Annotated in this window: 9 protein-coding genes; 3 read left to right on the top strand and 6 right to left on the bottom strand. The window is 36.0% G+C overall.

Annotated features, from left to right (window positions below; translation table 11 throughout):
* Window positions 1-6: 6 nt before the first annotated feature.
* Entirely contained in the window at window positions 7-1,617 is a 1,611-nt protein-coding gene (locus HND50_12685) for an ABC-F family ATPase (GenBank protein NOG46090.1), read from the bottom strand.
* A 246-nt stretch (window positions 1,618-1,863) separates the two neighbouring features.
* On the opposite strand from HND50_12685, the gene HND50_12680 reads away from it, so the two are divergent.
* The 3 genes from HND50_12680 to HND50_12670 all read left to right on the top strand — a co-directional run bounded on the left by HND50_12680 (window position 1,864) and on the right by HND50_12670 (window position 5,383).
* Complete coding sequence (locus tag HND50_12680) at window positions 1,864-2,709, top strand: hypothetical protein (protein NOG46089.1); 846 nt, start codon at window positions 1,864-1,866, stop codon at window positions 2,707-2,709.
* Window positions 2,710-2,869: 160 nt separating this feature from the next.
* Window positions 2,870-4,906 carry a T9SS type A sorting domain-containing protein gene (locus HND50_12675; protein ID NOG46088.1) on the top strand — a complete coding sequence of 679 codons (2,037 nt, stop codon included), beginning with the start codon at window positions 2,870-2,872 and terminating at the stop codon, window positions 4,904-4,906.
* Between the two features lie 87 nt (window positions 4,907-4,993).
* Window positions 4,994-5,383 carry a thioredoxin family protein gene (locus HND50_12670; GenBank protein ID NOG46087.1) on the top strand — a complete coding sequence of 130 codons (390 nt, stop codon included), beginning with the start codon at window positions 4,994-4,996 and terminating at the stop codon, window positions 5,381-5,383.
* Between the two features lie 41 nt (window positions 5,384-5,424).
* On the opposite strand, the gene HND50_12665 is transcribed toward HND50_12670, so the two are convergent.
* From HND50_12665 to HND50_12645, 5 genes are read right to left on the bottom strand one after another with little or no spacing between them, the layout of a single operon-like run.
* Window positions 5,425-6,195 (bottom strand): hypothetical protein, encoded by a 771-nt coding sequence (locus HND50_12665; GenBank protein NOG46086.1) that lies wholly within the window; start codon window positions 6,193-6,195, stop codon window positions 5,425-5,427.
* On the bottom strand, window positions 6,185-7,426 hold the full coding sequence (locus tag HND50_12660; protein ID NOG46085.1) for a T9SS type A sorting domain-containing protein: 1,242 nt from the start codon (window positions 7,424-7,426) through the stop codon (window positions 6,185-6,187). The genes HND50_12665 and HND50_12660 overlap by 11 nt, the downstream gene beginning before the upstream one ends.
* Window positions 7,427-7,480: 54 nt before the next feature.
* On the bottom strand, window positions 7,481-9,007 hold the full coding sequence (locus HND50_12655) for a serine/threonine protein kinase (protein ID NOG46084.1): 1,527 nt from the start codon (window positions 9,005-9,007) through the stop codon (window positions 7,481-7,483).
* Window positions 8,997-10,472 (bottom strand): sigma 54-interacting transcriptional regulator, encoded by a 1,476-nt coding sequence (locus HND50_12650; GenBank protein NOG46083.1) that lies wholly within the window; start codon window positions 10,470-10,472, stop codon window positions 8,997-8,999. The genes HND50_12655 and HND50_12650 overlap by 11 nt, the downstream gene beginning before the upstream one ends.
* A gap of 12 nt (window positions 10,473-10,484) precedes the next feature.
* On the bottom strand, window positions 10,485-11,471 hold the full coding sequence (locus HND50_12645; protein NOG46082.1) for a carboxypeptidase regulatory-like domain-containing protein: 987 nt from the start codon (window positions 11,469-11,471) through the stop codon (window positions 10,485-10,487).
* Between the last annotated feature and the right edge of the window lie 291 nt (window positions 11,472-11,762).

Here is an 11,762-nt window from a genome sequence, read left to right as displayed (position 1 = left end):
TTTTAGTTAGATTGTATTAACTATTTTTTTATTTTCTTTGGCTATCAGATAATCCTCATAATTTCCTGTATAGTCTATTAATCCATCATTTGTAAACTCAAGGATTCTTGTTGCAACCGATGACACAAACTCCCGATCATGGCTAACAAAAATTAAAGTTCCTGGATATCTTTCCAAAGCTGTGTTTAATGATTCAATAGATTCCATATCAAGGTGATTGGTCGGTTCGTCCATAAAAAGAATATTTGGCATTTGAAGCATTAGTTTTCCGAACATCATCCGAGCCTGTTCACCACCGGAAATAACATTTACAGCTTTTTTTACTTCATCCTGACGAAACAGAAGCTTGCCTAAAACTCCCCGTACAACTTGTTCGTCATCTTCTGCTTTTTTCCATTGACTAAGCCAGTCAAAAAGGGATAAGTCCGATGTAAACTGATCGGCATTGTCCTGTGCAAAAAAGCCAATATTTGCATTATCGGATATTTTTACATTCCCGCTATCTGGTTTTATTTCTGTTAAAAGTGTTCTCAATAAAGTGGATTTTCCAATTCCGTTTGGCCCGATAATCGCAATACGTTCCCCCACTTCTATCATCAATTCAAGTTTTTCGAATAATGGCCCTTCATCAAAGCCTTTGCTGATATTATGGGCTTCCATTGCTAAACGGTACAATTTTTTTTCCTGATCAAAAACAATGTACGGATTAACCCGGCTCGAAGGTTTTACTTCTTCCAGTTTTATTTTTTCAATTTGTTTTTGACGTGAAGTTGCCTGCCTGGCTTTAGATGCATTGGCAGAAAAGCGGCTAACAAAAGATTGAAGTTCCGCAATCTGTGCTTTTTTGCGGGCATTATCGGAAAGCATCTGTTGCCTGGCTTGACTCGCGGCTGTCATGTATTCATCATAATTACCCGGAAAAAGCCTCAGTTCACCATAGTCCAGATCGGCCATGTGCGTACAAACGCTATTAAGGAAATGTCTATCGTGCGAGATAATGACCATTGTGGAATTACGTTGGTTTATAACATCTTCAAGCCAGCGGATTGTATTAATATCAAGATTGTTTGTTGGCTCGTCCAATAAAAGAATGTCAGGGTTTGCAAATAATGCCTGTGCCAGTAGAACCCGAAGTTTCCATCCTGGCGCCACGGCACTCATCGGACCTTCATGCTGTTCCAACGGGATCCCAACTCCAAGAAGCAATTCACCTGCATTTGCCTCGGCTGTGTATCCATCCATTTCTGCAAACGAAACTTCCAGATCTGCTACCTGCATTCCTTCTTCTTCACTCATTTCCGGAAGGGCATATAAGCGTTCACGCTCAGCCCGAATTTTGTATAGTTCTCCATGCCCCATTATAACGGTGTCGATAACACTGTAATCTTCAAATGCAAACTGATCCTGCCTTAGTTTACCAACCCGTTTATTTGGTTCCCAGGTTACAAAGCCAGAAGATGCTTCAAGATCGTGCCCCAAAATTTTCATAAATGTTGATTTGCCTGAGCCATTTGCGCCGATTAATCCATAACGGTTTCCATCACCAAATTTAACAGAAATATTTTCAAAAAGGGGTTTTGCCCCAAATTGCATTGTAATTTTATTAGTTGAAATCAAAAGAAAAATAACCTCATAAAAATGTAAAATATTATTTTAGATAAAAAAATTGCGGCGGGAATATATGTATATAAGTATGAAATTCAAAATTAAACAGCCGTTTTTCTGAAATGTGATTTGATATATATCTTTTTATATATTCACTTTTTATTATTTCTGTTCTTGCGATTTGTTCAAATGGATTAAGTAAATGTTCGAATGCCTAAATAATATCTTCATTTTGTTATAGTAAATGCGAGATTTTAAATGTTTAAATTTCTTAAATATTCATTGTATCTAATCTCTTTTCTGTTTATTGGATATGCATTGTTCACGTATTGGGATTATTATATTCTTCCATTAGAACTAAGACCGCGTCATGCAGAATACCGTTTTTTAAAACCCGGTGGTCTATTTGGACATGGTGTTGGGATAATTGGTTCTGCAATGATGATCCTTCTATTATTCTACTCGCTAAGAAAACGCACCAATATTTTTGGGAAAATTGGAGCAATAAGCCGTTGGCTTGATATCCATATCTTTTTTGGAACAGTTGGCCCTTTGCTAATAATCCTGCATTCTACTTTTAAATTGAACGGAATTGTTTCTGTAAGTTTTTGGTCCATGGTTCTTGTAGCACTAAGTGGGTTTGTAGGTCGTTATCTCTATGTTCAAATTCCACGTACAATTCGCGGTCAGGAACTTTCAATGGATGATGTTAAAAAAGCGAGTGATGTAATTGGCCAAAAATTACAGGCAATTTATGACATATCAATAGATGAAATTAATCAGCTTGAAAAGGCAATTTCCGGTTCAGTTAGGGGTAGTTTGTTTGCAATATTTTTTGCAGATATTACACGTTTTTTCAAAAGCAGATCTATCCAGAGACAATTACAACGCCGGCGAAATATCCCCAAGAATAAATCAAAACAGTTTGTAGAACTTTTAACTGAAAAAGCTTTGTATGATCGCCGCATAATGATCTGGGCCAAGGTACACAAACTATTTCATTACTGGCATGTATTTCACAAACCTTTTGCTATAATTATGTATGTAATTATGTTGATACATACAGGCGTCTCAATTTGGCTGGGTTATACCTGGATCTTTTAAATTATAGCGCAAATCGTGCACTATTCTGTTTTATAATTCACTCCTAAAATATTCTCTTCAAACTAAAATAACTTACAAACCCTTATAAATAAAGGGTTTGTACCTTTGGCATATTTATTGAAATATGGCGTCTGAACAATAACAATATGGAGGATTTATTATGAACAGAGCTATAAGTTCAGGCCGGATATGGAGGCCTCTGATTATCTTTGTTTCAGCTTTTTTATTTATGGCAGGTCAATTACTAGCAGATGATTCTGAGTTTGAAACGGAAGGTTATATACAATCAATTGGTGCGGATAGCCTGGTTGTAAACGGGTTTATCTTTGATGTAACTAACCATACCGAAATTGAAGATGATGACTCAGATTATGCATCTTTTTCCGATTTCCGGGTTGGTGATTATGTTGAAGTTAAAGGTCGGGCAAAAGGGAATGGCCGATTTTATGCTGAGAAGATTAAGCGGGAATCCAAATCTGATGACGACTATGAGGATGATGAGGATGACGATGACTATGATCATGAGCTTGAAACGGAAGGCTTAATCTCAGAAATCGGTGATAGTACTATCACAGTAAACAGCTACACATTTATAGTGACAGCTAATACCAGAATAAAAGCAGAACACGATCTGCGTCTTGTATTTGCAGATTTACGAATAGGAATGGATGTAAAAGTTGAAGGATATTGGCACAATGATTCATCATTAATCGCAACAAAAATAAAATTGCGTAATCATGATGATGACGATGATGATAATGAAGTTGAATTTAGCGGAACGATTGATTCGGTTTTAAGTGATGCGATTGCTATAAATAATCATATTATCCATGTAAATGATCGTACCTTAATTGAACTCCGCCACGATGTTTTAGGCGAGTTTAGCGATCTTCACGCCGGCATGTATGTTGAAGTAAAAGCAGTAGTTTTTGACAGCAACCTGATTGCAATCCGCATTAAAGTAGAAGATGATGAAAGTAAAATAGAAATAACCGGAATAATCGACTCAGTCGGAAATGATTTTATTAAACTTTTGGGTTATCACGTAAATATTGATGACCGAACAGAAATAACAAATCATAATCACGACTCTCTTGGCATTGCTGATTTGGAAAAAGGCTTGCGTGTTAAAGTTAAAGGCCGCCTGACTGGAGATCATATAATCCATGCCCGCCGTATTAAAGTAAAGCGTTTCCATGACAGGGAAGTGGAGTTTACGGGCACAATTACTTTCCTTGCGGATGATCAAATTCAGGTTGAACAGACATTGTTCTTTGTTGATAGCATGACGGTTGTAATGGATGATAATCATAATATTATCACATTTGATCAGCTTTCTGTTGGGCAACTTGTCGAAATAAAAGGGTATTTCCGCTCTGATGGAAACCTCTGGGCTGTACGAATTAAAGTTGAAGATCGTAACCGTGATGAAATTGAGTTCACCGGATTTATAGAGTTTTTGTCTACAGATTCAATTACTGTTAACGAATATTCGTTTTTTGTGGATAGCAATACCGTTGTGCTCGATTTACAGGGAAATCCAATTTCATATGATTCCTTGAGTGTAGGCGATCTTGTAGAAATTAAGGGTTTATTACAAGCCGATGGCAGCTTCTATGCCGTGAAAATTGAACTTGAAAATCGGCCGGGGCTAATGGTTGTAAGCGGCCTAATTTCAGCAATTAGTTCAGATCATATTTGGATAGATGGGCCACAATACAAATTAACAGAATCATCAGTTATACTTGATAATAATTATAAACCAACGGATCTAAGTCAATATCAACCAGGTGATGATGTTACGCTTTGGGCCATTGAGAACGCAACCGGAAGCCCTCAGCTTTTGCAATCTAAATTGGGAACCAACGCTTTAACATCAATTACTGATCCAAATGAAAATAGGAATTTACCGGAAGTGTTTGATTTAAAATCAAATTACCCAAATCCGTTTAACCCAGAAACTACAATTTCATTTACAATCGGTTTTGATGGCTTTCGTCTTGTAAAGCTGGATGTGTTCGATATTAGCGGACGCAAAGTTAAAACACTTTTTAGTGGATTGCTAAATGCGGGAAGCTATAATTTTCAGTGGAAAGGTAATAATGAGTTTGGAAATAATGTAGCGAGTGGATTATATATTTACAGGTTATCCACAGGTGCAAATACCTTTAGCCGCAAAATGACATTAATTCGCTAAAATGTAGGTAAATAATCCCACAGTCCCCGGTATGTTTAGCCCCAAGTAACCTTCCTAAATACCGGGGATTTTTTTTGGAGATAACTAATGTTTAAAAATATTTCAGAAAATATTCTAAACAAGAAAACAGTTCTTGTTTACATTTGGACAGAAAGCTGTTCAAAATGCAGAAAAATGACGCCAATAGTAGAAGCAGTTGTTAAAGAAAACAAAACAGTAGTTAATTTCTTTAAGTTGAAGGTTGAATGTAATATAGAAGTCCTCAGAACATACAAGGTTACACAAGTTCCAACAACACTTATTTTTCAGCACGGAATTCTTGTTGAAAGACGTGGAGGATTACGATCGAAAGAGGTGTTATTAAAAAAAATACAAATGTATAAATCACTCTCCGTGGATGAAGCGAAAAACCATGAATTGCATGGTATGAAAGTAAGCAAGTTAAGTAGAAACCAATATTTTTCAACATGGATGTAATTCAATTGAGATTGTTAAAGTAGTTGGTTTAAAGCAAGTTTTTAGAATCTAACTTGAAGTGCAAAAGCTACATATTCATCATCTACTAAAATGGCAGGTGTGTATTCTGAGTATAAAGCATCAGCGATTGATGCCACCCAAATGCCAATGGTTGTATACTGAAATACCCTTCGAACTTTGGACATATTGTTATAATCTCTGTAACGGTTATCTACTTTAGCTGTGCTATTTTCATTTAAATAGTCATGCCTCAAATTTCTCTCCAGAGTGTAGGTAACGGCTGTTGTTAATAAGCTACCCACAAAGGCACCACCCAAAATATATCCTTTTTGGTCATCCCTTTTATAAAGTTGTCCCCAACCTGGAAAAGCTAATGATCTTAACGCCGCTTGTGGGCGGATATCCTTAACGAAAATATAATTTTTGTAGGGGATAGCAGTTCGATCATTTCGATCCATTTGAAAATTCTGTTTTATATCCTGAAAGAAAGACAGGATTTTAGGAGATGTTTTTACTGGATCAGGTTCAAAGGCAGGATTAATTGAAAGCACAGAATAAAAGTGCGCGCGTGAAGAATCTTGTTTTCCTAAATTGAAGAACGAAAGAGCCATAAAATTATGGATTTCGATTAATTTGCTCTTATTTAAATCCGGGTTTTTAAGCAATTTTTGCCCCGATAAAATAACCTCTTCAAATTTAATTTCATCATATAAGAAGCGAAGTTGAAAAACTTCATAATCCGTTGATTGACCAAACAGGTTAGTTTGAAATATGAATACACAGGAGAAAAACAGGACAATTCTATTTAACATAAGTTATTTTCAAAACCTGGTGTTGTGTTTGAGTTTTGACAATGACGAAATATAGTCCTGAGGAAACAGGACTTCCACTGTTATCTTTTGCATCCCAAAAAACCGAATATTTTCCAGGGTTTACTTTTTTATTTTCAAGAAAACGTATTTGTTGGCCCAACGTATTAAATATTCCAATCTGCATTTGTTCACTATATGGGATCTTTAATTCAATTTTAATGCTGCCATTAAAGGGATTAGGATAGGCTTTGGCTAAAAGAGTTTTTGTGGGAGTGGTTAAAAACTCATTTCTAATGCTGGTTACATTTGAATTGTAAACTTTAACATGATCAATTATCTCATTGTCAGGTCCCTGAAATCCTCCAATAATATAGATACTTGAATCCAGAACTGCTGATGCCATTCCGCTGGTTGCTTCGGTTAAATTAACACCTGCATATAGTGAATCAGTTTCAGCATTATAAATCTCTACACGGTTTGTTTTTCCATGGCGGGTTTCTCCTCCAAGGATATATATTGAAGATCCTATGCGGGCTGTGGCCCCATATGCCCGTGGCTCAACAAGGGTGTCAATTAAAACCCATGCATATTCTTTAGAGTCCGGAACCGTTTTGTAAATGGTGTTGGTTAAACCAAAGTAATACCCGCCAAACATGTAGTAGTCATTGTTAAAAACTTCGGCAAAATGGGCTGCCCGTTGATATTCCATTTCAAATTCTGCGTCTTCCCACTCACCTTTAAGATCATTGTAATATTCAATATCATCTACATAATGATAGTTTTCTTCTTGTCCACCGATCGTATAAATCAGATCATTTATTATGTTCACAGAATGACCTTCGCGCCCTTCGTGCAATTCTTGCGCTTCTTCCCACTTATTTTGCACAGGATCGTATATTTCAACATTATCTTCTACCTCGTCATTTGTCCTGCCGCCAACAAGATATATTTTGTTTTCCCAAACGATAGCAGATGTATTGTATCGAGCATTGACAAATGGATCAACTATGGTGCTATCCCAGGTGTCTGAGGAAGGATCGTAAACTTCTACGCTGTTTAAAACATTGTTATTTAAAGATTTACCTCCAAAAACATATATTTTTCCGCCCCAGGTAACCGCTGCTGCACCGGCACGCGGTACATTTAGCACAGCACGGTCCTTCCATTGACCTGCGCCTAATCCGGCAATCAATAATAGTGTTATGACAATTATTTTCATAAATCTATTCATGATGTTGCTCCAAAGATCAAATAAACAAAACTTTCTATTTCAAACTCTGTGCCATTAATTAATAAAGGAATAATATTTTTCAATGCTTTTTCCGGCTTCAACAAATATTGTGTCTGTGATTGTTTTAAAAGTCGGGTTTTGTAATTTTATAATGTTCTTTCCAGCAGGTATAATTATTGCTTTTTGCAAAGGTGTATCTTCTTTATATGATCCATTTATAAATAGTTTTGCCCATGGCGATGCTTTTACCATTAAATAACCGAAATTTGGTTCCAAGCGGATATTTAGACTGTCGACTATATTCATTTTTATTTCAACCTCATGAAGCTGGGTTTTATAATTTTGATTGACAAGTTCTATTAAATATTTACCTGTTTTAACCTGAATAGGCTCTTTCATTGGTGTTGTATCTATCGAATCGCCATTTAGAAAAACAGTGGCCCAAGGAGTACAAATCACATAAAAACCTCCAAATGTATCCCTTTTTACTTCTCTTTTTGTCCGGGTTAAATCCGAGACATTTTCTTTCTCAGGATTATCTATCGTCTCAACTTTCGAAATTTCGTTGTCATTTTTTTCTGGGTTGTTGTTAGTAATTTCTGCTTTAGATTCTGAAACTGAGTCAGTTAATACTTCCAGTTGAGGTGAGGTGGTGTAAGGGTTATTCTCTTCACTATCCGTATTAAAAAAAATCACAACAAAAAAGGTAATTATTAAGGCCGCAACAAAATAGGTGAATGCCTTTTTATTTTTCAGCCCATTTGTTGCCAGTTGTACATCATTCTTTTCATTAAAATATTTTTCTAAAATGGTGGTCGCATTTTGAGATCGAGATTCCACTTTTTTGTTTGTTAATTCTTTTGTCAAAGCAATTAGCCAATCTGGAATATCATTTCGGAAAGAGCAAATATCTTTAAGATCGTCTGACAAGATGCTTTGAAGAGTCGCAGCTGTATTTTCTTTTAGGAAAGGTGACGTATTGCTTAACATCTCATAAAGCGTAATCCCAAGACTATACAAATCACTTTGAGCATTTCCCGGTTTACCCTGAATTTGTTCCGGCGCCATATAAGCAGGTGTGCCCATGCTTTGACCTTGTTCTGTAATTGCAGGGATGTCATTAAAAGAAGCAAGACCGAAATCTGTAATTGATGCTTTTAGGTTTTGATCAATAAGAATATTATCTGGCTTTAAATCCCTATGTATTACACCTTTTTTATGCGCGTATTGAAGTGCTTTTAAAGCATCATGTAATATAAATGTTATTTTGTCAATGGGTAGTGTGTTTGCATCTTTTATTAAATCACTTAGTGTCTGGCCATCAATAAATTCTAAAGAAATAAAAACAAGCTCAGGTGAGATTTCAAAATCGTATACATTTACAATATTGGGATGCTGCAAATGAGCACTAATTTGGGCTTCCTGCTTAAACCGCTTTAGCAGATCTTCTTCCTTCAGCCATTGTTGGTTTAAAACCTTAAGCAGGACAATACGGTCTAAATTCAGATGTTTTGCTTTATAAACCGTTGTAATCGCACCGCGGCTAATTTCATGAATGATTTCATGATTCTTAATGTTCATCAATCATGTCCCATTCTTTAAGTTGGTATTGCAGCCAGCGCCTGGAAACATCAAGAACTTTTGAAGCCTTCGTACGGTTTCCTCCCGTCATTTCAATGGTTTTTAAAATAGCATATTTATTTATCTCTTTCAGCGTTTTTCCAATTGGCATTTTGGGTTCTGTTTTGCGAAGTTGAAAAGCTTCAATGTCTATTTCTTTGCCATTTGATAAAATGACGGACCGTTCTATTGTATTTTCCAACTCGCGGACATTTCCGGGCCAATTATATTCTTGCAAATAATTAATGGCACGTTTAGTAAAACCAGTGAAACTTTTCTTATTTTTAAACGAGAAGATCTTTAAGAAATGTTCGGCTAGTAGAATTATATCATCAGGCCGTTGGCGAAGTGGAGGCATTTTTATATTTATTACATTAAGCCTGTAAAATAAATCTTCCCTGAATCGGCCTTCAGCAACTTCTTTTTCAAGATCACGATTTGTAGCAGATAAAATCCTTACATCTACTTTGCGTACACTTGTTTCTCCAACTCTTTTCAACTCGCCTTCCTGAATAACACGTAAAAGTTTTGTTTGCAGGTTCATACTAATTTCACCAATTTCATCCAGGAAAACAGTGCCTCCATTGGCTTCTTCAAATAAACCGGGCTTGTTTTCACTTGCACCAGTAAATGCGCCTTTCTTATGCCCAAATAATTCACTTTCTAATAAATTTTCAGCAAGGCTCCCGCAAAAAATAGGGATGAATGGCATGTCTTTTTGATTTGAATTATTATGAATTGCACGTGCAATTAATTCCTTGCCGGTACCAGATTCACCATCGATTAGAACTGTGGCTGTTGAGGAAGCAACACTTTGAACCATTTCGAACATGCGAACCATGGATTCACTTTTACCTATTATTTCAGGGAATCGATCGCTTAATGAGATCTGGTTTTTTAATTTTTTGTTTTCTGATTGAAGGTCTGTAAATAAACGGGCATTTTGAATCCCGATTGCTGCTTGTGCAGAAAAAGCACTTAAAAACTGCAGGCTGTCATCATCAAATTGATCTTCTGACATTTGGCGATCCATATAAATTGCGCCGATTATCTGGTCTTTTAGCAAAAGCGGAGTACATATTACGGATCGAATTTTTTGAATTACGATACTTTCTGCCCCACTAAAACGATCATCCTGTTGCGCATCAACACTAATCAGGGGCTCGTGCGATTGTAAAACTTTATTCACTACACTGGATGAATGATCTTTAATGGATGCAATATTTTCATTTGATAAATTCCGCGCTGTAACTATTTCGTAATTACTGTCTCCGCTTTTGTTTTTTAATAAAATGAATCCTCGTTCTGCATCCAAAACCCGTAATGCCGAGTCCATAATGCGATCTAATAATACACTAATTTCGTGTGTTGAGTTGATTTCTTCGCTTATTGCAAGCAAAGTTTCAAATGGATTTTTTAATGCCATGAAATTACCTGTTTAATTAATGTGAAAGCGACCATTGCTTGAGCTGCTACTTGTATTACCAAATTCGTCTGTAACCTTTATTAGCCAAGTATAATCGCCGCGGGAAAGTGTGTTTACAATTGCAATACTATTTTCAGAAGCGCTAATATTACTTATATCCTGAGCTTTTACCGGGCTGCCTTGAATAATTTGAGAAATTTCAATAGTGTACTCAAACCAGTAGGATAGATTTAATTTTTGCCACTCAAATATTAGTGTATCTGAAAATTCAGTTTGAAAACTAATAGGCGCAGTTAGGCTCGGAGTTTGCTCAATCACCCGAGTTAAAAAGCGCTTTTCAGATTGTGTTGTTGTGCCGGCATCATCGGAAACGTTTAGAATAAATGCACGTCCAATAAGTGTTTGGATGGTACTAACCGGTAGGTCATCAATACTTAGCCATTTTCTAAAAAGTCCAGCATCAAGGCTTGGTTCTAGCGTGTCGATTACAGAAACCTCAGGGATTTCAAAAAAAACTTTGTTAATATCAGCTATTCCATCCAGGTCATTTACCATGCTTTCAATATTTAGAAAGAAAAAATCTTCAGCTTGGAAAGAATGTATTTCATGGTGTGTAGTCAATGAAATATTCTCAAAAAACGGTAAACCATCCAAGTGGAAATCGATATTAATATTAGATTGTATATCGACTGTAATTGAATCCTGGGCATAGCCTTCCGCTGAACATAAGACAGTATATTTACCAGGCGATAGTCCGGAAATCTCAAATTCACCATCAGCGTTTGAAAAGAATTTTGTCTCATCAGGAAAAAGAGTTATTACTGCATTTGAAATGGTTTGTACCGGTGGATAAAAGGTTGTTACTTTTCCCTGCAACACAAATCCCTGGTTATTATGCGAATCCAACGGGTTGTCATGTGGTACATCATCCAGGCAACTAAGAAAGAAATTAGTAAACAGGATAAGTAAAAATATTTTAAGAAGACGAAGATGCTCCATCAAACTGCTATTTTTAATAGATACATTGCGCAAATATAGATAATTTAAATCTAAATTCCACACTTTAGTGTCATATAATTCTCACTTAATAGTATTTCCGTGCATAATGTGCACGGCAGGATTTGTCTTCTTGTTCAATAGTCAGTTTTTTCTACCATGGATTATTTGGCATGAACTTTGTTTACTATTTGCTCTCTTTCATGTGGGGGAAGTTGTGTGAAATGATTTTCTTTAGAGTTTTGTTTTTTTTAGCTTAAAAAAGTAATTACTATTAAATAGTTAGCATTTTGT

The organism is Calditrichota bacterium (assembly GCA_013112635.1).
GTDB lineage: Bacteria > Calditrichota > Calditrichia > Calditrichales > J004 > JABFGF01.
Note: the sequence above shows the minus strand (reverse complement) of the source record. Positions and strands in the feature narration are given on the sequence as shown.

Coding starts and splice junctions, on each gene's coding strand:
- HND50_12680 (NOG46089.1), top strand. CDS start 1,864: ATGTTTAAATTTCTTAAATATTCATTGTATCTAATCTCTTTTCTGTTT.
- HND50_12675 (NOG46088.1), top strand. CDS start 2,870: ATGAACAGAGCTATAAGTTCAGGCCGGATATGGAGGCCTCTGATTATC.
- HND50_12670 (NOG46087.1), top strand. CDS start 4,994: ATGTTTAAAAATATTTCAGAAAATATTCTAAACAAGAAAACAGTTCTT.
- HND50_12665 (NOG46086.1), bottom strand. CDS start 6,195: ATGTTAAATAGAATTGTCCTGTTTTTCTCCTGTGTATTCATATTTCAA.
- HND50_12660 (NOG46085.1), bottom strand. CDS start 7,426: ATGAATAGATTTATGAAAATAATTGTCATAACACTATTATTGATTGCC.
- HND50_12655 (NOG46084.1), bottom strand. CDS start 9,007: ATGAACATTAAGAATCATGAAATCATTCATGAAATTAGCCGCGGTGCG.
- HND50_12650 (NOG46083.1), bottom strand. CDS start 10,472: ATGGCATTAAAAAATCCATTTGAAACTTTGCTTGCAATAAGCGAAGAA.
- HND50_12645 (NOG46082.1), bottom strand. CDS start 11,471: ATGGAGCATCTTCGTCTTCTTAAAATATTTTTACTTATCCTGTTTACT.